Here is a 19,288-nt window from a genome sequence, read left to right as displayed (position 1 = left end):
GATGCCGACACTCTTCCGGCAACGCACTGCGTCGGGCGTCGCCTCACATCGTGAGGACGGCCACCCCGCTGAACGCACCGGCCGCGAGGTCGCCGAGCGCGCGGTCGGCGTCCTCGAAGGCATACTCGCGCACGCTGGCGTGCAGCCCGAGCGACCCGGCGAGGCGGAACAGCTCCTCGCCGTCCTGCCGGGTGTTCGCGGTGACCGAGGTCAGCCGCCGCTCGCGGAACAGGTGGTCCTGGTAGACCAGCCCGGGGATGTCGCTGACGTGGATGCCCGCCGTGACGAGGGTGCCCCCCTGGTCGAGAGCGGCCAGGGCGACGGGCACCAGCTCACCCGCCGGCGCGAAGAGGATTGAGGCGTCGAGCGGCACGGGTGGCAGGCCGTCGGCCGCGCCCGCCGAGGCGGCGCCGAGCTCCAGAGCCAGGCGCTGCGCGTCCTCACCACGCGTCAGGACGTGGACCTCGGCTCCTTGCGCGATCGCCAGCTGCGCGGTGAGGTGAGCGCTCGCTCCGAAGCCGTAGATGCCGAGCCGTCCGCCCGGAGGCAGCTCGGCCCTTCGGAGGGCGCGGTACCCGATGATCCCCGCACACAGCAGCGGCGCGGCCTGCACGCTCGTGACGTCGTAGGGAATCCGGTAGGCATAGGCCGCAGGCACCGTGGCCAGGCGCGCGTAGCCGCCGTCGGCATCCCACCCTGTGAACTTCGCTGCGGGACAGAGGTTCTCGCGACCGCTGCGGCACCACCGGCACTCTCCACACGTGTGTCTCAGCCAGGCGATGCCGACTCGGTCGCCGATCGCGAACCGCGTCGTGCCCACACCCATCTCGACCACCCGGCCGACGACCTCGTGGCCGGGCACGACGTGACGGAGGTGCTCGGGAAGGTCACCGTCCGTGACGTGGAGGTCCGTCCGGCATACCCCACACACCTCGACCTCGACGAGCACCTCGTCGGGTGCGGGGCGCGGGGCCGGCCGCTCGACGCGTCTGATCCGCCCCGGCCCGTCGTCGCCGACGCTCTCCCAGGCGGCCATCACCGTCGGGGCGGGTTGAGGGCTCATGGGACGAGAGTAGGCGCGGGTGCTCGCGACGGCTCCCGTCAGCCTGCTCATCACCTATGTCGCCGGGACGGCAACGGCCCCGGTCACGTCGTGACCGGGGCCGGCTGCTGAGCGGACGACCGGGCTCGAACCGGCGACCTCAACCTTGGCAAGGTTGCGCTCTACCAACTGAGCTACGTCCGCGGGTCACCGCTGCGGCGGTGTGCGATGGAGAGAGTATCCGACGCGGAGCCGATCTGCACATCCGCCCACAGGCCACGGTGGTCGGAGATCGGAAATGCCTCCGCGCCACTGCCGCCCACGCTGATTCCCGGGCCGAGACCACGTGGCGTAGCTGCCGTCGTCCGGCTGCTCTGCCCCCGTGCGCGGTCGCTGCGGGAGCAGGTCGACTGGGACGTGGTCCGGCGCATGACCGACGGGAACGTGTTCGCGGCGGCGCTGCTCGTGGTGTTCGAGAGACTCGAGGTCATCGAAGGCGAGTCACCGTGATCGGGTTGAGGTCGAAGTACATCTTCGTCCGGCCGTCACCGGGGGCAAAGAACACCCGCCCCGCATCGCCGATCCCGAAGGCCGACAGGTCCAACCGGAAGGCGTACGGATCCTTCGGATCGTCAGGGATGAGCTGGAAGCCGCGGTAGAGCACGGGAACGGGACTGACGCACCGAAGGTGGAGCTGACCACGGCGGACGAACACGGTGACCCCCGCGCCGAACATCATCCGGGCTCGGGCGTCGCTGGGTGGTCCCGGGAGTGGGTACCAGCCGCAGAGGTCGTTCCACAGGTGAGGCTGCTGCGCGACACCGTTGGTGCGATCCGCATCCTCGGTTCGCGCGGCGGTGGTCCGCAGCAGCGGGTCGAGGAGGCCACCGAGCTCTCCGGGGAGCCACAGCATCGCGTTGCGGGCACCATTGGTGAAGGCCATCACAGCGACGTGGTCGTCCGGTGCGACGAAGAACTGCGAGTTGAAGCCGGGAGCGATGCCACCGTGCTCCACCAGGGCGTGGCCACCCGTGGCGGATCGGAAGAAGGCCAGGCCCATCCCGGGCACCCGCGGGTCCGGCTGGTACTGCGGCTCGAACATCGCGTGCATCGTTTCGGGAGCGACGATCCGACCGTGTTCGTTGGCGCCGCCGCCCATCAGGGCCGCGAGGTACGCCGCCATCTCGCGCGGCGTGGAGAAGGCGGCCGAGGCTCCCGGAGTTGTGAACTCGTAGTCGCGCACCGGTCTCGGCCCGCGACGGCCCAGCGTGTACCCCGTGGCAAGCCGCTCGTTGACGGCGCGCGTGCGTGTCAGCGAGGTGTCCGTCATGCCGAGCGGCGCGAAGACGTTCGCCGCGAGATAGTCGGCGAGGGGACGGCCCGACACGTCGGCGACGATCTGGCCCAGGGTCGCAAAACCGTGGTCGGTGTACCGCCACCGGGTGCCCGGCTCGGCCACGACCCGAAGGCCACGTTCGTACATCGAGGCCAGGGACGGGACGGGCCGGTCGGCCCTGACGACCTCACCGAACAGCGGCCGGAAGAGGCCGGTCGCGCTTGCGAGCTCGGGTATGCCGGACGTGTGGGTCAGCAGATGACGCACCGTCGGCGGGGTGATCCCCGGCCGCGCCGGCACGAGGCGGTAGCTGTGGAGGTACCGCTGCGCGGGGGCGTCGAGGTCCACGAGGCCGCGCTCCCACAGCTGTGCGATGGCCACTGCTGTGAAGGTCTTGGTGATGGAGGCGACCCGGAAGACCGTGCCGGGAGTGATCGGGACCCGTGTCTTCAGGTCAGCCACCCCGTGTCCCCTGAAGTGGACGAGGCGCCCCTCGCGGACCACGCCGACCGCTAGGCCGACCGCGGCCCAGCGCGCGAGGATCTCGTCCACGCGGTCATCGACTGCCTTGGCGTCCTCGATCGCGATCCCGGCCATGACGCACCTCCCGTTCTCTCCACCGTCTCACCCCTGACCGATCGCGCGTCCGGGCCCAAAGTCCCTGTCCCTGAGGACGGGCCGGTGGAACGGTGGCATCGAGTGGCGGCGTGTGTACGGAGGCGTACGCATGGAGGCGTGTTAACGGAGGCGTCCGCATGGAACGCGTTCGCGTTGGAAGGGCCTCGGGCGACGAGCGGTTGGGCTCCGAGGACAAGGTCATGCTGTGGCCCGAGGCCAGGTGGCCCCAGCACGTCAGTGCGCTCCTGATCCTCGATGGCGCTCCCCTGCTCGCTGACGGCGGGCGGCTTCGGCTGGACGCGCTGCGACGCCATGTCGACCAACGCCTGGACCTCGTGCCGAGGCTGCGCCAGCGCCTCGCCGTGCCCGGGCCTGGTCGCGGGGGCCCTCGCTGGGTCCAGGACGCGCGTTTCGCGGTCGAGCGGCACGTGGATGCCGTCGGTGTGCCGCCACCCGGAGACACCGCCGCGCTGCTCGCTGTGGTCGAGCAGCTGCGCCGGCGTCCTCTTGACCACGGGAAGCCGCTCTGGGACCTGTGTTTCCTCACCGGCCTGGCCGATGGGCAGGTCGGGCTCCTGGCGCGTCTCCACCACGTGGTGGCCGACGGGATGGCCGGCATGGCCACGCTGTCGGCTCTGCTCGACGCCGAGGTCCGCGCGCCCGACGGCGGCGTGCTCACTGAGCCCACGGGCACGGCGCAGCACCCGGACTTCCGGCGGCCCCCGATGAGTGCGGTGGGTCCTCCCGCGGGCGGGGCCGGGACCAGCCCGTCGATCCCGCGAGGCGCCGGCTCCCGGCGTCCCGCGGATGTCGCCCGGCCCTTCCTGCGGCTGCTCGCCGGTCCGCACCCGGCGCGGACGAGCCTCGATCGCGTCGTCGGCCCCGACCGCACCCTGGCCGTGGTCAGGGTGCCGCTGGAGCCGGTCCGCGAGACGGCCCGAGCGCACGGCGCGACGGTCAACGACGTCCTGCTGACCTCGACCGCAGGAGCACTGCGTCGCCTGCTGCTCGCACGCGGCGAGCCGACGCCGCGACTGCCTTGCTATGTTCCTGCGACCCTAAGACGAGAGGACGACCGGGAGGGGGCTCGGGGCAACCTCCTCACCCAGCTCGTGGTGCCGCTCCCCCTCGGCGTCGAAGACCCGGCATACCGCCTGCGGGAGATCAGCCTCGCGTCGGCCGCCGCCAGGCACGCGCCCCATCCCCCGCTCGGCGCGCTCGTGGGCAACCCAGTCGGCCGCCGGCTGCTGCTCGCTCTGCTCGACCGCAACCCGGTGAGCGTGACCACTGCAGACATCGTGGGTCCCGGCGCCCCGCGATGGTTCGCGGGGGCCCGGATCACCGACGTGTTCCCGCTGCTCCCGCTCATCGGCTCGGTCACGGTCGGGGTCGGTGCGGTGTCGTATGCCGGCCGGCTCGACATCATGCTCGTGGCTGACGCGGACGCATGCCCCGACCTCGTGGTCGCTGCCGAAGGACTGGGTCAGGACCTGGCCCGGCTTGGCATCGACGTGCTGCCCGACTGACTGTGTGGAGCTCCGGGGGCATCTGCAAAACCTGACCAACACCTGGTGCGTCAGCCCGACCAGAGCCGCCGGGGGTGGCTGTCGCCCACCCGAGCGAGGGGCTGCGAACCGCTCGGGGGATCGGCCGCAGCCCCTCTGCCGACAACATCGCCGAGGGCGGCGGGCCGTTACGCGATGCCGACCCCGATCTGGCGCCGGCGGCGATGCGAGCTGCCGCACCGGCTCGCGGGCTCCGGGACGCTGTCCAGGGCCGCCGCTGCGGCACGACGCGTGACCACCCAGGCGCGCGGCCACCCACCGGCATACCCTCGCTCGCGTCGCCCAACCCGGTCGAGTGAGCGCGCCGTCCCACCGGTCACAAGCGCGGATCACAGGCGCGTGTGACGCGTGTGACGGAGCGCTCACTCGACCCGGCAGGAGCGGGCGCGGGTGGCCGGACCGTGTCAGCGCCGCTGCACGGCTCGTTGCACGAAAAGGGCCCCTGGCTCTGCGTTTCCGCAGGCCAGGGGCCTTTCGTGCTGGTGGGCGATACTGGGTTTGAACCAGTATCAGCAGCCTTCCCGCGCCACTGGGTGTGACTTACGTACGAATCGGCTGTGTTCGCCGGGGAGGCGGCGGCGTGGCAGGCCCAGGAGGCTCGCTACGCCGCTGAGGCCCTCGGGCTCACACCGAAGGCGCTCGTGGCGCTGGGATGGAGGATCTCCGATGAGCAGTAGCAGGAGGGCGGCCCGGGCCCCTGTCTCCCCTGCCGCGGCGGCAACAGCTACAGGCGGGTTCCCAGCCGAGCTCGCCGGCGGGCCGTGCATCGAAGACTGGGCAGACAGAGGCGAGACCATGTCCGGCGTCGACTGGCACCGGGCGCACCGCAACTGGGAGGCCGCAGTCCAGGAGTGGGTCCAGGCGACAGGCTGGGAGCGCCCCGGTCGACCGGCGCTGAACGCGCTGAACCTGGCCCGGACCCGGCTGCCGTGGTCGCGTCAGCGGATCCAGGAGCGCGGGGATCTCGCGCTCCTGGAGTGGCTCGAGGGCCGTGCCCCGATGCCCCGAGGAAATATCTACCGCCGAATCATCCGCTACTGAAGGGAGCGACCGCCGGTGCCGGTCTACCACTGTTTCGGGATGATGATGGGCAACCTTGGGTGCACCTCGCACGGGCCCTGTCAGCTCAGCGCATCCACCGGCATGGCCCAAGAGCTCGGAAGCACGTCGTGCTCGAATACCCGGCATTCAACTAGGGCGGCAACTAAGCGGGTCGGGACGGCACCGCACCGGGCCACTGGGCTGCGACGGCATCCTCGTGCCAGCCGCCCTGCAGTCGGTTGTACGCCCGGCTCGCGAGCGTGTGCAGGGACCGCACGACCTCGTCTGGTGGCTTCTCGTCCTTCGCCGCCAGGTAGCTGATGACCACGTTCACCGCGGTCGCTTCCTGCTGCGTCATGCGCGCCATGCCCGCCAGGCTACGGCGTCAGTCCGGCCCGCGCATGGCATCGTGGAGGAGCTCTGCTTTCTCGTCTTTCCACGCAGTCGGAAGCAGTTTGTCGAGGTCCTTCCCGTGCGCGCGTCGGGGGTTGATCGCGGCGAGCGAACCGACGAACACGGACCAGGTGAGTCCGTCGCCGGCGAGCTCGGCCATCCCACCCTTGGCGTACTTGCCGGGCGACGAGTGCCAGCCGTTGTAGCTCATGTCCTCCAGTGACTCGATCTCCTTGACGTGCTCGGGTTTGCGCGTGTCCTCAGTGATCGCGCCCGTCATGAGGTCCAGTGCGCCCGTGTGCATCGCCCAGCCGATCAGCGGGAAGGTCGGGTGCTCGGTGAGGCACAGCCCGCCGGTGGCGCGGCCGTCGGCGTCCTCGATGAGCTCTCCGTTGGCCCAGGGGATCAGTCCGGGGCCGCGTCCGCGTGGTGACCGGTGGGTGGAGATGTCGGCCTGCCGGGCGAAGCCAGGTATGGCACCGTCACCGGTGGTGAAGTGGCTGGCGTGGGAAACCACGAAGAGGACGGGCTTGAGGCCCTCCGCCCTGGCCTTCCCGAGCACCCATTTCGTCGCGCGGCGATCGCGCTCGTGCAGGAAGTCGGGGAGCCGTCGAAACGGCGCCCATGCGGTGGTCGCCGCCGTCGGCAGCTGCGTCACTGTGCCCATTCCGGTGTCCCCTCCGGTCCTAAGTCGGGTGGCGCGCCGAGCTTCTTCTCGTCCTCCTTGAGGTGGCCGACGAAGAGCGACGCGAGCTCGGTCCACTGGTCAAGGCTCACGCCTTCGCTCTCGTAGACGTGGACCACCTCGCGGGGCGTCCAGTCATCAACGAGATAGGGCGTGAGCCATTGCTCGCATTCCCATGCTGCGAGGTAACTCTGGCGTCACTCGGACCGGTAGATGCCCTGGCGCAGGAACTCGTCGGCCCCGTGGCCGCGCAGCGCAGGAAAGCGTTCAGCGATCGACCAATGGCGCATCGCGTGGGACAGCGCGAACTCGACGGAAAGCTTGTTCGCAGAGACGGCTTGGACGCCAAGCGCGACACAACCAATCGCCAAGCCCTCGGCCACGAGCCTTCGCTGCTGGTCCTTCGTCAGTTTCGGCATGCCGGAAGCCTAGGTGCTGCTGCCGATAAAACCCCGCACCGTGCCCGGTGGCCGCCAGGCGGGATCTCTGGTCGGACAGGGAAGAGGGCGGCAGCTGCTCGGGGGTTGAGCCGCATCGGCGTACCCGGCGTTCAACTAGGACGGCCACTAGGCGGGGCCGGGCAAAATTCGCGTGGCTCTCCACCTGCGGCAGCCCTATCGTGACTCACTGTGCAGGGGAAGGGTTCGAGTGCCCGATTGGGCGACCGGTGGCTGACCGATGACCTCGCCTGGCTGGACCGGCAGCTGACGATCGAGCAGGATCCTGAGCCCAACGCGCGACCCGTTCACCCGGGCAGTGTCGTGGCCATCGACAACCGTTCGTGTGTGCAGTACGACCCGATCTCATCTCAGGTCGCGAGCCTCCTTCACGCGACTGAGGACAACTTGCACGCCATCAAGGTGATGATCCGCGACGCCGAGGTCATGCACACATATGCCGAGTACGCCATGGTCCGCGGAGCTCTCGAGTGCGCCGCGCTCGCGTGGTGGCTTCTCGCACCCAACGACCGGAGCGAGCGGGTCAAGAGACACCTTCGCCTCCTGTGGCGGGACACCGTTGACATGCACGAGGCGATTGGTGGGTTCGGTGACGTCGACGAGCGCAAAGAGAAGCGGCGTCAGCAGATCATCGATGCCTCCGCCGGCGCGGGCATCGCGAGTGGCGCCGCGTTCGACCGATGGGGCTACCAGGGCGTCATCCGCGAGTTCTCTGAAGCGACAGGAATCCCGGCTCTCCTGACCTGGCAAGCAGCCTCCGGCATGGTGCACGGTCGACGCTGGGCCATGAGCGCACTGAGCATCCTCGAGCCGCACGGGCCCAGCGATGTCGACAAGATGGTCGAGGTGAAGGTGAGCGGCGATACCCACCAGCTGGGCTTGGTCCTACGGGTCGCCCTCCTCGCCTTTAAGGCCGCCGAGAGGCTCTATGCAAGGAGGCGGACGGCGCCTGGCAACCTCGCGGGCGTCGTCTCACGCATGTACTGCCCCGCTGCGATCCGAGTGGCACTGCTCGGCTTCTCGAGCCTTTCTCCTCCGCCAGCGCCCCGCTCGACTACGCAGTCGGCGTGAGCAGCTCGGCAGAGAGCCACTGCACGACCAGCGCGCCGTCGCTCTGCACGACGTAGGCGACGTGGGCGAACCAGCCCGTCTCGCGCCGCTCCCACGCGATCACGAGGCCCGGGTGAGGCTGCCCGTCGACGCCCTTGACCCAGCAGTGTGCGCGGTCAGGCGGAGGCAGGGGGATCGGGTGTTGGTGCCCTCGCCCACTGCCACCTGCCATCCATCCAGTATCGAACATGTGTTCGCACCGGACGACGTCGGGCAAGTGATGGTGACACGGCTTAGGCTCCGAATCACACGAGCCGCGGCATTCGTCCGCGGCCCAACTGAGACAGGGAGAACACCATGAAGTTTGACCAGGACAGACTCACGGACATCGCCAACGGGATCAGGGTTGCCGGCATCATGCCACCGCGCCTCGTCTTCCAATCGTTCGCCAGCCTGGTTGGCGATGGGGCCGTCGAACATGTCCTGACCGACATGAAGACGGACGATGGTCGTGTCACGTGGCACGCGGTCGCACTGGCCGGCGATCTTCTGGTGTCCCTAAGGGCATCACATGAGGCGCGACAGTGGCACTACGAAACCGAGAAGGGGGAAGAGCGCGAGGGCACGCTCGAGGAAGCCCGCGTGATCTCGGTCGCCGACGTCGCCGCGGTCAACGTCGTCGGGATCCAGAGCGTGCCGCGGCTGGGCTATGAGAGCGAGACGCTGTACGAGTGGATGACCAATTGGTCGGTGACCCTCCGAGACGGCTCAACCATCCACCTGCCAACCAGCGACAGGACCTACGAAGCCGCAGACGCTTTCGCTTCCGATCTGCGCGCCGCCCTATGCGCGAGCACCGCAGTGGCTCGGGGCTGAGCCATGGCGATCACGATCCCGAAGAAGGACGAGGCCAAGCGGCCGATCTGCCCGGACTGCGGCGCGGAGATGGTGAGCCGCTCAGTCCTCGGGGATGAGCGGGAGTCCTCTACATCTACGAAGGCGCTGATCTGTCCCGCCTGCGGTCACCGCGAAGGCTCCTAGCGACCCGGCTGTTCGCCAGACAGGCCAGTACCCCTGAGCCCAACTGGCCGGGGGTGCTGGCGTCGGGTGCGTCAGGCGGCGTTTAGCGGGAGCGGACCTCTGATCGAGCGACCGTGCGACACGCGACCCGTTCAATCGTGGCCATGCCACTCGAGGCCCAGTCGTTTCCGCAAGCACAGTCGGGTGTCCGCGCAGACCCACCGAGCTCGGACGGCAGCACGGGCGTAGGTGGGTGACTCGGGGGCGGCCTGCGGGGTGATCCGCGTCTGGATCTCCTGCAGGACCAGATCCTCAGTCACACGACTGCATGCCTGGCAGCGGTCGGGCTTTCGACCATCCATGCGGAGAGTGTGCCGGACGGAGCGACAGTGCGTGAGCGGTTGACTGTCGAGGTCTGGTGGAAATCAACACGACGGGTCAGAAGTCGGGCACTCTTCCCCTATGGGGAGAAAGAGGGCCGCACTGGTGATCCTGGCACTCGGCGTCTGGAGTGCGCTGTGCGCAGTCGGCGGAGTAGCTGCGGTCGCATCTGTACCGACGCTAAGGGGAGTTGTCCAGGGACCCGCCGGCCCGCCCGGGCCACAAGGCCCCGCGGGAGAAGCGGGGTTGGTTGGAGCGACCGGGCCACGCGGCCCTGCAGGCAACGATGGCAAGGACGCGGGAAGGGTCACGCCCTACGACCTCCAGCAGTCTTTGGCCGGCGTGACAGTTGTCGGGACCGGAGGGACATGCCCGCAGGGCTCAGCGCCAGTTGGTCGCGTCGTGACCTCAGTAAGCCTCTTTCCGGATCCTCTAGGTTCAGCGATCGATCCCGCGTCGCGGATGTCCGTGCAGCAAGAGAGGCTCTGCCGGTACTGACGCCCCGGGGGGATGGGGGCGGAACGCTTCGACCCCACACATCAACTCCGAGACCAGTCCTCGTCCGGGTACCGATCGAGCCCTTGGAACCACTCCTTGAAGCCCTCAGCCTCGATGAGCCACCGGCGGCCGTAGCGCTTGGCCTTCAGGCGCCCGGCGTAGATCTCCTCGTAGATCGAGAACGTGCTCAGGCTGGTCAGCTCGCACGCCTGCTGGACACTGATCGACAGGACCCCCGGTCGGATCACCTCGCCCATCCGGACCGGCTCGACGGACTCATCTGACTCGCTCATGAGGCCAGAGCATGGCATCGCGCTCTCCGGTCACGGGGCCGAAGGGGGCGAAATTCTTTGGGCACCAATCAGATTCGCCAAGGTGGCGCCAACTTGGGTTGGGCCTAGGGCTTGAACAGGATCCGCTCCGAGAGGCAGTGCCCGGCGCCACGACACGTCGCCTGCTCGCCGCTGAGCTTCACCGCGAGCTCGTGGGTCGCCTTGGCGCGCTTTGGGGTCCAGAATCGGTCCAGTTTGCAGGGTGCCGGGCCGTCATCGAGGACTCTCTCGGGAGGGTCAGGGAGTGCCGCAGACTCGAGGATCGCAGCAGCTCGAGTCAGGTTCTCGGCGTACTGCAGGGCCTCCGCCGCGGTGAGGGCGGTGTCACTCAGCACGTACGGCGTGATGACGAGGTTTCCGTCCTCCTCGACGATCCACACCTCGGCCCGACCCTCGGCGGCCTTGATGCTCATCGAGTGCCGGCAGTAGCCCGGCCAGCCGAGCTCGGCGTCGCCTTCGAAGTGGTCGTTGCACCACGACGTGTGAGTACGGGTGCTCTCCCGGAGTGCAGCATTCTTCGGGACAATGTCTTTCACGGTCGATTCATCTCCTGTGTAGGTGATCGGTCCAGGCCTCCGGTCGGTGCTCCTACACCGCCGGGGGCCGGTTTCTTTCCTACCGCCGCCAGGTGACAGCGGTCGTCTTGCGTCCCGGCCGGACCGGGAACGTGTGCGGGTCGGACGCGGCCACCCGGAGGCGCCCGAGGACGATCGCCTCAGCCAGCTCCTGCTCATCGAGCGCGCGCCGCCACGCATGCCAAGCGGCCGCCTCGCGGAACGGGTTGGGTTCCGACGCCGCGCTCATGCCGACGCCTCGAGCCGGTCCTCGATGGTGAACATGGCCGCGTAGGCCGTGGCGTCCCAGAAGTCGCGCATGGCTCCGGCGCGAGCGGCTCGCTCGTCGTTGCCGACGCTTGCCCACAAGGCACGGTCCTGCGACTCGTGGGCCTCGCGATAGGCGGCCCGGTGCATCAGTTCGGTGATCTCGCGGGCTGGCATCGTGGACAGGTCCGCGAACGGCACGACGTTGCGCTGACGGATAGCGGTGGCCGTTGTGGTCATTGTCACTCCCCTGCTCGGGGGGGCCATCCGACACGTATCCGACACGCGGGCAAATGCGAACGGCCCCTGATCCAACGTTTCCGCTGTTCAGGGGCCGTTTCTTGCTGGTGGGCGATACTGGGTTTGAACCAGTGACCTCTTCCGTGTCAAGGAAGCGCGCTACCACTGCGCCAATCGCCCGGGTTTGTGCAACTCGGTGGTGCACACCGAGGTGGAGACGGGATTTGAACCCGTGTACGCGGCTTTGCAGGCCGCTGCCTCGCCTCTCGGCCACTCCACCGTGGAAGGCATCTGCCGTGCTCTGCCTCTCCGAGCGGACGACCGGGCTCGAACCGGCGACCTCAACCTTGGCAAGGTTGCGCTCTACCAACTGAGCTACGTCCGCGGAACACCAGCGGTGTAACTCCCCGCTCGCGCTTGGTAGACATTAGCCGATCGGTCTGCGAGATACAAAACCGGCGCCGGATGAGGACTCGACGCACCCGGCGGTGGGCTCGAGCAAGCCCCGAGAGCACCCATCGGGCCGGTCATCCTGACTCGCGAGCCTCCGGTCCCGCGGGGCCGCCGGGCTCGGTCGGCGTCCCTCCGGACATGGTGAACCTGCTGGGCCGTCGCTCGCGGAGCTGGACCGGCCAGAGCACCCGTGTGGCGGCGTTGAGACCGGCCCCGACGAGGATCGCGATGGCGAGGAAGTAGAGCCAGATGAGCAGTACGACCGGCGCGCTGAGCGGCCCATAGATCGTCGAGCCGCCCAGAGAGGCCTCGAGCGACACCCGGACGACGTAGGACGCCAGGAGCCAGATCGCCATCGCGAGAAAGGCACCGGGCACATTGCGCCAGTACGGTCCTCGCCGCGGTGTGGACACGTGGTACAGCGTGGTCAGCGCGAGAGCGCCGAAGAAGACAACCGCCGGCCAGTAGAAGATCCGGACGAAGCCGAGCTGAGGCGGCAGCCAGCTCCCGACGAGCTGAGGCCCGAGCAGCACGAGCGGGAGCAGCAGGATCCCCGCGATCGTGCTGACGGTGTAGAGGGACAGGCTCAGCAGCCGCAGTCGGACGATGCCACGAACGTCCTTCTGGCCGTACATGATCGACACGGTGTCGATGAACACGTTGAGGGCCCGAGAGCCCGACCAGAGGGACAGCAGGAACCCGACCGACACGAGCTCGGGCCGGCCGCGGCCGAGGACGTCGTCGATGGTCGGCACGAGCAGCTTGGTGATGCTGTCCTCGGTGAGGAAGCGTGCGGCATACGTCTGGATGGCGTTGACGACGTCGTTGACGGTGTCCGGCCCGACCCAGCCGCTGATGTAGCCCAGGCCGCCGAAGAGTCCGAGCACGAGCGGCGGCAGGGACAGGAGCATGAAGAAGGCCGCCTCGGCCGCGAGGCCCGTCACGCGGTAGTCGAGGCAGATGTCGAACGTGCGCACGGTGAGGCGCGCCAGTGTCACCGCCCCCGGAATCCGCTCCAGGACGGCGCGCACCCTCTCCGTGACCGTCATCGTCCCCGAGGCTATCCGGGCGGCCTAGTCTCGGCGGGTGAGCACACACGAGGTGTCGAACCAAGCGCCGCCCTTCGTCGGGTACGACTTCTTCGCGACCGACCCGGCGCTCTCGGAGAGCGTGAGGCGCTGGGTTCCCGCACCCGGCGTGGCCGAGCTCGAGACGCTCGGCCGCCTCGCGGGCACGGCCGAGGCGCAGGACCACGGTCGCCTCGCCGACACCAACCCGCCGGTCCTGCGGACGCACGACCCGAGCGGCAACCGGCTCGACGAGGTCGAGTTCCACCCGTCGTGGCACTGGCTCATGTCGCAGTCGGTGGCCGCGGGGCTCACCGCCGAGCCCTGGATCCAGCCGGCCGGCGCTGGTGCCCACGTGCGCCGCGCGGCCGGCTTCATGATGTGGTCTCGGGTGGAGGCAGGCCACGGCTGCCCGATCTCGATGACGTATGCCGCAGGGTCGGCCCTGCGACACGACGCGGGCCTGCGGGACCGCTGGCTCCCGAAGCTCGCCAGCCGGTCCTACGACTTCGGCATCCGCCCCGTGGAGGACAAGTCCGGCGCGATCGCCGGGATGGGCATGACCGAGAAGCAAGGCGGCTCCGACGTCCGCGCCAACACGACCCAGGCCGTCCGGGTGTCGGATGGTCCGTTGCCCGGGGACACCTACCGCCTCACTGGCCACAAGTGGTTCTGCTCTGCCCCGATGAGCGACATGTTCCTCATGCTTGCCCAGGCTCCGGGTGGGCTGACCTGCTTCCACGTTCCACGAGCCCTCGACGACGGCAGCCGCAACGCGTTCGCGCTACAGCGGCTCAAGGACAAGCTCGGCAACCACTCGAACGCCTCGAGCGAGGTCGAGCTCGACGGCACGTGGGCCACCCGCCTCGGCGATGAGGGCCGGGGCGTCCGCACGATCATCGACATGGTCGGCGCGACCCGCCTCGACTGCATCCTCGGCTCGGCGGCGACGATGCGCGACGCCGTGGCCCGCGCCACGCACCACGCGCGGCACCGTGCCGCCTTCGGGGCCCTCCTTGTCGACCAACCGCTCATGCGCAACGTCCTGGCCGACCTCGCGCTCGAGTCGGAGGCGGCAACCGTCCTCGGCCTTCGGCTCGCTCGCGCCTTCGACGACGGGGACACGAACCTGGCACGGCTCGGGGTCGCGCTGGGCAAGTTCTGGGTGTGCAAGCGCACGGCACCGGTCGTGGCGGAGGCGCTGGAGTGCCTCGGGGGCAACGGCTACGTCGAGGAGAACGGGCTGGCCCGGCTCTATCGGGAGGCACCGCTCAACTCGATCTGGGAAGGCTCTGGCAACGTCAACGCGCTCGACGTCGTGCGAGCCGTGACCCGAGAGCCGGCCAGCCTGGAGGCGCTGACCAAGGAGCTGCACGTCGTGCGCGGACGGAGTGCGGAGCTTGACGCCTACGTGGACTCCGCTGTCGCACTGGCAGCGTCGCTCGACGCCACGTCTCCATCAGCGGCGTTCGTGGCCCGTTCCGTCGTCGAGCGCCTGGCCGTCGCGTTCCAGGCGGTCCTGCTCGTCGAACACTCGCCGGGGGCGGTCGCCGACGCGTTCGTGGCCAGCCGGATCTCCGGTCGGCGCGGAGGTGCCTTCGGGTCGCTCGACGCGGACCTCGCCGCCGCCACCGAGGACCTCATCGCCCGCGCGCTCTAGCACCGCGAAACCGTCCGTTGGAGGTGATGAGTCGGCGGATCGGGCGACCCAACACCTCCACCCGCATACCTCGAACCGGCAGGGGCGGGTCAGCTCTCGGCGAGGCGGCGCTTCTCGACCTCGACGTCGAAGTCCGCGGCCGGCCACGGCAGGTCCATCTCCCGCAGGGCCTCGAGGACCAGCTGCTGGACAGCCAGACGGGCGTACCACTTGCGGTCCGCCGGGACGACGTACCACGGGGAGCCGACCGTCGAGGTGGTGTCGAACACGGCCTGGTAGGCCTCCATGTACTCGTCCCAGTGTGCGCGCTCGTCGACGTCGCGAGGGTTGTACTTCCAGTACTTGTCCGGGCGCTCGAGCCGCTCCAGCAACCGAGCCCGCTGCTCGTCGCGGGACAGGTGCAGCATCACCTTGATGACCTGCGTGCCAGAGGACTCGACCTCGCGCTCGAACGCGTTGATCTGGGCGTAGCGCTGAGACCACACGGCCTCCGGCACGAGCTCGTGGACGCGCACGACGAGCACGTCCTCGTAGTGCGACCGGTCGAAGACCCCCAGCTGTCCCGGCTTCGGCAAGGCCCTCTCGATGCGCCACAGGAAGTCGTGGGCGCGCTCCTCCTCGGTGGGAGCCTTGAAGGCCGTCGCTCGGACCCCCTCCGGGTTGATGGAGACGACGTGCTTCATGATGCCGCCCTTGCCGGCGGTGTCCATGCCCTGCACGACGAGCAGCAGCGCGCGCTCGGACCCGGCCGTCGACCCGGCGTAGAGCCGCTCGAGCAGGTCGGCGAACTCGTCGTGCGCCGCCTCGAGGGCAGCCTCACCGTCCGACTTGTCGCTGTCGAACGCAGGCGTGGCCGACAGGTCGACGTCCGCGAGGAGGAACCCGGGGCCGACGCGCAGCGCGTCACCGAAACCGCCCAGGCGAGCGCCGTCGTCGACCACCGCCGCCCGCGCCTCCTCGAGCTTCTTGGCCTTCTTCTTCGCCTTCTTCTTATCGTCCTTGCTGCCCATGCGGTCATCCTGCCGGAATGCGGTGCGCATGAGCGGGATCCAGCGGACACTGTCCGCATGCGGCTGCTCGTTCCCGGCTCGACCGGCATCCCCCCGCTCCGCGAGCTCGACGACGCGACGGTCTTCGCGGCATACGCCCCTCCCCGGGCGTCGTGGCTCCGGAGCAACATGGTCAGCACGCTCGACGGGTCGGTGACTGGCGCGGACGAACGATCCGGCTCCATCAACAACGCGGCCGACCGCCTCGTCTTCGAGGCCCTTCGGGCGTGGTCCCACGCGGTCGTCGTCGGCGCGGGAACCCTTCGGGCAGAGCGGTATACGCCGATCGCCGTCGACGACACGTGGCGAGCGCTGCGCGCAGCCCAGGGACTCCCACCCGCATTGCCGATCGTCGCCGTCAGCAACTCCGGTGAGCTGCCACCGCGACTGGAGGGAGTGCGTGACGGGTCCGTGCTCCTCGCGACGCACAGGTCGGCTCCAGGGCTGAAGCAGTCCGCAGGCTCCATCGGCGACGACAACGTCATCGTGTGCGGCAGTGACGCCGTCGACCTCGGCGAGCTGGTCCAGGCGCTGCATGACCGCGGCTGGACGCGGCTGCTCACAGAGGGAGGCCCGTCCCTGCTCTCCGCTCTGCTCCGCGAGGGCCTCCTCGACGAGCTCTGCCTCACGATCGTTCCCGCGCTCGTCGGGGGCCACCATCCGCGGCCCGTCGGCGGTCAGGACGTGCCGACAGACCTGCACCTCGAGCTGCTCGCGGAGCAGGACGGCACGTTGCTCGGCCGGTGGCTCACAGGCCGCTGACGAACTCCCGCAGGACCCGCTCCCAACGCGTGCTGTCGAAGTTCCACTCGCGGCAGTGCCGGGCGACCTGCCAGCGCTCGAACCGCACGATGTCCGGACGTCGCCCGGCGAGCGCGACGGCGGGACCGATGGGCACGAAGTCGTCGCCGTCGGAGTGGATGACGAGCATCGGGTGACGCAGCTCGCCGGCCCGCGCCACCCAGTCGGTCCTCGCGACGTCGATCGGCTCCCGGACACCGACGATCCTTCGGCTGCGCGAAGAGCCCATGAGGTCGGTTGCGACGTGCACCAGCGGCCTCGGGACGCGGTGCAGGCGGCCGTGGTGCCGCAACACGACACCCCAGTCGATGACAGCCGAGTCGAGCACCACGCCCGCCACGCGGTCTGCCAACGGCGAGCGGTCCAGTGCCTGCAGGACGACCGCGCCGCCCATCGACCAGCCCAGCAGCACGATCCGCCGGGCCCCGTGGGACACGGCATACGCCATCGCGGCCTCGACGTCGCGCCACTCCGAGAGGCCCAGGTTGTAGCGCCCGTCCGGTCCCTTCGGGGCGTCGCGGTCGTTGCGGTATGCCGTCACCAGGCTCGTCCAGCCGGCTTCACGAAGCACGGGGACCGCCCGGAGCGTCTCCTCACGGCGCGCGCCACGGCCGTGCACGAGCACGGCCCAGTCCCGCCCGCGACCACGACCCGCCGGACGCACGAGCCAGCCCGGCAGCGGACCGACATCGGAGAGCACCGAGACGTCCTGGTCAGGAAGGCCCAGGCTGACCGAGGGGCGGTCCCAGTAGTAGTACTGGTTCCATCGCGCAGGGCCCACGTCCAGAGCTCCCCGGTCGACAGCGATCAGGCGGCGCGTCACCGACTCGGCGTCCTGCCCCACGATCTCCCCCACCCGAGCGTGACCCAGCCCGCCGTCGAGCCAGACGCCATACCGTCCCGGCACGACCGGGTCAGGCCCCGCTGCGAACGTCACCGTCTCCTCGTCGTGCCCGAGGACGACGACATCATCGGGCTGGAGCTCGTCGGGCGTGAGTATCCGCCTCGCGAAGTAGGCTGCCGCCGCGACCGACCCCGTGGCGGCACCCAGCAGCGATCCGGTGCCCGCCGCAGCAGCCACGAGCACCGGACGCGACACGACTCTTCGCCAACGCACGGACACATCGTCGCAAAGCCTGTCCTGTGCCGTGGGACTGTCCGGGCACAAAGCGACAGCACCTGGCGTTGGTCTGGACATGAGTGACAAGAGCACCACCCCGAAGCCGTATGCCGTGCAGCGCACCGACGAGGAGTGGCGGGCCGCCCTCAGCAGGGACGAGTACCACGTCCTGCGTCAGGCCGGCACCGAGCGCGCCTTCACGGGCGAGTACACCGACACCAAGACCCGCGGCGTCTACTCCTGCCGCGCCTGCGGGGCCGAGCTGTTCCGCAGCGACACGAAGTTCGAGTCCCACTGCGGGTGGCCGTCCTTCTACTCGCCGCTGGCCGGCGACTCCGTCGAATACATCGAGGACCGGACCTTCGGGATGCGCCGGGTCGAGGTGCGATGCGCGAGCTGCGGCTCTCACCTGGGGCACGTCTTCGAGGGCGAGGGCTACGACACGCCCACCGACCAGCGCTACTGCATCAACTCGATCTCGCTCCGGCTCGAGCCCGACGAGGACACCGCTCCGACCGCATAGATACCGCATAGATTTGGAGCATGGCGGACGACGGCGACATCCGGATCGGCACCGAGGAGCGTGACGAGGCGCTGGCCGCACTCGCCGTGCACCGGGACGCGGGGCGCCTCGACGCGTTCGAGTACGAGGACCGGCGCGGCAAGGCGGTCGACGCGGTGACGAAGCGCGACCTGACGGCGCTGTTCACCGACCTGCCGGAGCCCCGGCCGAAGCTGGCCGGGACCCGGTCCAGCGCCGGCGCCGGCGTGGCCCAGCGCCCCGCCGGCCCCGTCGCTGCACGACGGCACCGGAAAGTCGGTCAGACGATTGCCAGCCTGTCGCCGTTCATCGCGTTGGCGGCGTTCGCCGTCACCCGGTCGTGGCTCGCCTTCCTGCTCATCCCGGTGCTGGCGATCATCGGCAACGCCATCGACGACTGAGGCGGACGAGCAGTCAGCGCAGGTTCGCCACGAGGTCGGCCGGCTCGACCTTGGGCCCGGTGAAGAAGGGGATCTCCTCACGCACGTGCCGCCGCGCGCCCGAGGCGCGCAGCTCGCGCATGAGGTCGACGATCCGGTGCAGCTCGTCCGCCTCGAAGGCGAGCAGCCACTCGTAGTCGCCGAGCGCGAAGGACGCGATGGTGTTGGCGCGCACGTCGGGATAGTCGCGCGCCATCTGGCCGTGCTCGCGCAGCAGGTCGCGGCGCTCCTTCTCGTCGAGCAGGTACCACTCGTAGGAACGGACGAACGGGTACACGCACACGTACTTGCGCGACACCTCTTCGGCCATGAAGGCCGGGATGTGGCTCTTGTTGAACTCCGCCGGACGGTGCAGCGCTGCAGCACTCCAGACCGGCTCGAGGTGCTGCCCCAGCTCGGTGCGCAGCAGCCGGTGGTAGGCCGACTGGAGCTGCTCGATCGAGCCGGCGTGCCACCAGACCATGAAGTCGGCGTCCCCGCGAAGACCAGCGACGTCGTACAGCCCGCGCACGACAACCCCTTCGTCCGCGATCTCGCCGAGGAACGCCTCGAGATCCGCAAGCACCTTGTCGCGGTCGTCGTCGAGCGGGGTCACGCTGCCGAAGACGGACCACATGGAGTAGCGGATCGTCTCGTTGATCTCACGCATCTGTGCAGGGGTAAGGCGGTCACTCATG

General features: G+C 69.4%; 25 protein-coding genes and 4 tRNA genes. 10 read left to right on the top strand and 19 right to left on the bottom strand.

Annotation, left to right across the window (positions count from 1 at the left end):
- Positions 1 to 43: 43 nt before the first annotated feature.
- Complete coding sequence (locus tag ACYVLP_RS02790; RefSeq protein WP_460625801.1) at positions 44 to 1,063, bottom strand: zinc-dependent alcohol dehydrogenase family protein; 1,020 nt, start codon at positions 1,061 to 1,063, stop codon at positions 44 to 46.
- A 110-nt stretch (positions 1,064 to 1,173) separates the two neighbouring features.
- Positions 1,174 to 1,246: transfer RNA gene (locus tag ACYVLP_RS02785), tRNA-Gly, on the bottom strand.
- A 24-nt stretch (positions 1,247 to 1,270) separates the two neighbouring features.
- On the opposite strand from ACYVLP_RS02785, the gene ACYVLP_RS02780 reads away from it, so the two are divergent.
- Positions 1,271 to 1,552: a hypothetical protein gene (locus tag ACYVLP_RS02780; protein ID WP_460625800.1), complete on the top strand. Its 282-nt coding sequence runs from the start codon at positions 1,271 to 1,273 to the stop codon at positions 1,550 to 1,552.
- On the opposite strand, the gene ACYVLP_RS02775 is transcribed toward ACYVLP_RS02780, so the two are convergent.
- Complete coding sequence (locus ACYVLP_RS02775) at positions 1,530 to 2,975, bottom strand: serine hydrolase domain-containing protein (RefSeq protein ID WP_460625799.1); 1,446 nt, start codon at positions 2,973 to 2,975, stop codon at positions 1,530 to 1,532. The two genes, ACYVLP_RS02780 and ACYVLP_RS02775, sit on opposite strands and share 23 nt — an antisense overlap.
- A 158-nt stretch (positions 2,976 to 3,133) precedes the next feature.
- On the opposite strand from ACYVLP_RS02775, the gene ACYVLP_RS02770 reads away from it, so the two are divergent.
- The 3 genes from ACYVLP_RS02770 (at position 3,134) to ACYVLP_RS02760 (ending at position 5,602) form a co-directional block, all read left to right on the top strand.
- Complete coding sequence (locus ACYVLP_RS02770) at positions 3,134 to 4,522, top strand: wax ester/triacylglycerol synthase domain-containing protein (RefSeq protein WP_460625798.1); 1,389 nt, start codon at positions 3,134 to 3,136, stop codon at positions 4,520 to 4,522.
- 74 nt (positions 4,523 to 4,596) lie between these two features.
- Positions 4,597 to 4,860, top strand: a complete 264-nt coding sequence (locus tag ACYVLP_RS02765; protein ID WP_460625797.1) for a hypothetical protein — start codon at positions 4,597 to 4,599, stop codon at positions 4,858 to 4,860.
- Between the two features lie 496 nt (positions 4,861 to 5,356).
- Positions 5,357 to 5,602, top strand: a complete 246-nt coding sequence (locus ACYVLP_RS02760; RefSeq protein ID WP_460625796.1) for a hypothetical protein — start codon at positions 5,357 to 5,359, stop codon at positions 5,600 to 5,602.
- A 163-nt stretch (positions 5,603 to 5,765) separates the two neighbouring features.
- Here ACYVLP_RS02760 and ACYVLP_RS02755 read toward each other — a convergent pair whose 3' ends face one another.
- The 4 genes from ACYVLP_RS02755 to ACYVLP_RS02740 form a co-directional block, all read right to left on the bottom strand.
- The gene (locus ACYVLP_RS02755) at positions 5,766 to 5,969 is read right to left on the bottom strand and encodes a hypothetical protein (RefSeq protein ID WP_460625795.1); all 204 of its coding nucleotides are present in this window, start codon (positions 5,967 to 5,969) and stop codon (positions 5,766 to 5,768) included.
- 18 nt (positions 5,970 to 5,987) lie between these two features.
- Complete coding sequence (locus ACYVLP_RS02750; RefSeq protein WP_460625794.1) at positions 5,988 to 6,662, bottom strand: hypothetical protein; 675 nt, start codon at positions 6,660 to 6,662, stop codon at positions 5,988 to 5,990.
- Positions 6,650 to 6,772, bottom strand: a complete 123-nt coding sequence (locus ACYVLP_RS02745; RefSeq protein ID WP_460625793.1) for a hypothetical protein — start codon at positions 6,770 to 6,772, stop codon at positions 6,650 to 6,652. Before ACYVLP_RS02745 ends, ACYVLP_RS02750 begins: the two co-directional genes overlap by 13 nt.
- A 105-nt stretch (positions 6,773 to 6,877) precedes the next feature.
- Positions 6,878 to 7,099 (bottom strand): hypothetical protein, encoded by a 222-nt coding sequence (locus ACYVLP_RS02740; RefSeq protein WP_460625792.1) that lies wholly within the window; start codon positions 7,097 to 7,099, stop codon positions 6,878 to 6,880.
- Between the two features lie 237 nt (positions 7,100 to 7,336).
- On the opposite strand from ACYVLP_RS02740, the gene ACYVLP_RS02735 reads away from it, so the two are divergent.
- Positions 7,337 to 8,209, top strand: a complete 873-nt coding sequence (locus ACYVLP_RS02735; RefSeq protein WP_460625791.1) for a hypothetical protein — start codon at positions 7,337 to 7,339, stop codon at positions 8,207 to 8,209.
- Here ACYVLP_RS02735 and ACYVLP_RS02730 read toward each other — a convergent pair.
- Positions 8,193 to 8,420: a hypothetical protein gene (locus ACYVLP_RS02730; RefSeq protein WP_460625790.1), complete on the bottom strand. Its 228-nt coding sequence runs from the start codon at positions 8,418 to 8,420 to the stop codon at positions 8,193 to 8,195. The genes ACYVLP_RS02735 and ACYVLP_RS02730 overlap by 17 nt on opposite strands.
- A gap of 125 nt (positions 8,421 to 8,545) precedes the next feature.
- Between ACYVLP_RS02730 and ACYVLP_RS02725 the strand changes: the two genes are divergently transcribed.
- A complete protein-coding gene (locus ACYVLP_RS02725; protein WP_460625789.1) occupies positions 8,546 to 9,064 on the top strand; it encodes a hypothetical protein in 519 nt (172 codons plus the stop codon).
- A 1,064-nt stretch (positions 9,065 to 10,128) separates the two neighbouring features.
- Here the strand turns inward: ACYVLP_RS02725 and ACYVLP_RS02720 are convergent.
- The 8 genes from ACYVLP_RS02720 to ACYVLP_RS02685 form a co-directional block, all read right to left on the bottom strand.
- The gene (locus tag ACYVLP_RS02720; protein ID WP_460625788.1) at positions 10,129 to 10,380 is read right to left on the bottom strand and encodes a helix-turn-helix domain-containing protein; all 252 of its coding nucleotides are present in this window, start codon (positions 10,378 to 10,380) and stop codon (positions 10,129 to 10,131) included.
- Positions 10,381 to 10,484: 104 nt separating this feature from the next.
- The gene (locus ACYVLP_RS02715) at positions 10,485 to 10,955 is read right to left on the bottom strand and encodes a hypothetical protein (RefSeq protein WP_460625787.1); all 471 of its coding nucleotides are present in this window, start codon (positions 10,953 to 10,955) and stop codon (positions 10,485 to 10,487) included.
- Positions 10,956 to 11,034: 79 nt separating this feature from the next.
- Positions 11,035 to 11,223: a hypothetical protein gene (locus ACYVLP_RS02710; protein WP_460625786.1), complete on the bottom strand. Its 189-nt coding sequence runs from the start codon at positions 11,221 to 11,223 to the stop codon at positions 11,035 to 11,037.
- Positions 11,220 to 11,480: a hypothetical protein gene (locus tag ACYVLP_RS02705; protein WP_460625785.1), complete on the bottom strand. Its 261-nt coding sequence runs from the start codon at positions 11,478 to 11,480 to the stop codon at positions 11,220 to 11,222. Before ACYVLP_RS02705 ends, ACYVLP_RS02710 begins: the two co-directional genes overlap by 4 nt.
- Before the next feature lie 105 nt (positions 11,481 to 11,585).
- Positions 11,586 to 11,660: transfer RNA gene (locus ACYVLP_RS02700), tRNA-Val, on the bottom strand.
- A 29-nt stretch (positions 11,661 to 11,689) separates the two neighbouring features.
- Positions 11,690 to 11,760 (bottom strand) — tRNA-Cys (locus ACYVLP_RS02695).
- 32 nt (positions 11,761 to 11,792) lie between these two features.
- Positions 11,793 to 11,865, bottom strand: a tRNA-Gly gene (locus ACYVLP_RS02690).
- 142 nt (positions 11,866 to 12,007) lie between these two features.
- Entirely contained in the window at positions 12,008 to 12,982 is a 975-nt protein-coding gene (locus tag ACYVLP_RS02685; RefSeq protein WP_460625784.1) for a YihY/virulence factor BrkB family protein, read from the bottom strand.
- 37 nt (positions 12,983 to 13,019) lie between these two features.
- Between ACYVLP_RS02685 and ACYVLP_RS02680 the strand changes: the two genes are divergently transcribed.
- Positions 13,020 to 14,660 (top strand): acyl-CoA dehydrogenase family protein, encoded by a 1,641-nt coding sequence (locus ACYVLP_RS02680; RefSeq protein WP_460625783.1) that lies wholly within the window; start codon positions 13,020 to 13,022, stop codon positions 14,658 to 14,660.
- Positions 14,661 to 14,749: 89 nt separating this feature from the next.
- Here ACYVLP_RS02680 and ACYVLP_RS02675 read toward each other — a convergent pair whose 3' ends face one another.
- The gene (locus ACYVLP_RS02675; protein WP_460625782.1) at positions 14,750 to 15,670 is read right to left on the bottom strand and encodes a PPK2 family polyphosphate kinase; all 921 of its coding nucleotides are present in this window, start codon (positions 15,668 to 15,670) and stop codon (positions 14,750 to 14,752) included.
- Positions 15,671 to 15,727: 57 nt separating this feature from the next.
- Between ACYVLP_RS02675 and ACYVLP_RS02670 the strand changes: the two genes are divergently transcribed.
- Positions 15,728 to 16,471 carry a dihydrofolate reductase family protein gene (locus tag ACYVLP_RS02670; protein ID WP_460625781.1) on the top strand — a complete coding sequence of 248 codons (744 nt, stop codon included), beginning with the start codon at positions 15,728 to 15,730 and terminating at the stop codon, positions 16,469 to 16,471.
- On the opposite strand, the gene ACYVLP_RS02665 is transcribed toward ACYVLP_RS02670, so the two are convergent.
- On the bottom strand, positions 16,458 to 17,627 hold the full coding sequence (locus ACYVLP_RS02665) for an alpha/beta hydrolase family protein (protein ID WP_460625780.1): 1,170 nt from the start codon (positions 17,625 to 17,627) through the stop codon (positions 16,458 to 16,460). The genes ACYVLP_RS02670 and ACYVLP_RS02665 overlap by 14 nt on opposite strands.
- A gap of 79 nt (positions 17,628 to 17,706) precedes the next feature.
- Here ACYVLP_RS02665 and msrB point away from each other — a divergent pair, with 79 nt between their 5' ends.
- Together msrB and ACYVLP_RS02655 are read left to right on the top strand one after the other, a co-directional pair.
- Positions 17,707 to 18,153, top strand: coding sequence for a peptide-methionine (R)-S-oxide reductase MsrB (msrB, locus tag ACYVLP_RS02660; RefSeq protein WP_460625779.1), 447 nt, complete (start codon positions 17,707 to 17,709; stop codon positions 18,151 to 18,153).
- Positions 18,154 to 18,173: 20 nt separating this feature from the next.
- On the top strand, positions 18,174 to 18,572 hold the full coding sequence (locus ACYVLP_RS02655; protein ID WP_460625778.1) for a DUF1707 SHOCT-like domain-containing protein: 399 nt from the start codon (positions 18,174 to 18,176) through the stop codon (positions 18,570 to 18,572).
- A gap of 13 nt (positions 18,573 to 18,585) precedes the next feature.
- Here ACYVLP_RS02655 and hemQ read toward each other — a convergent pair whose 3' ends face one another.
- Complete coding sequence (hemQ, locus tag ACYVLP_RS02650) at positions 18,586 to 19,287, bottom strand: hydrogen peroxide-dependent heme synthase (protein WP_460625777.1); 702 nt, start codon at positions 19,285 to 19,287, stop codon at positions 18,586 to 18,588.
- Position 19,288 lies beyond the last annotated feature (1 nt).

The organism is Intrasporangium mesophilum (genome assembly GCF_054783095.1).
The sequence above is the reverse complement of the archived record's forward strand: the minus strand, read 5'-3'. Positions and strand labels throughout refer to the sequence as shown.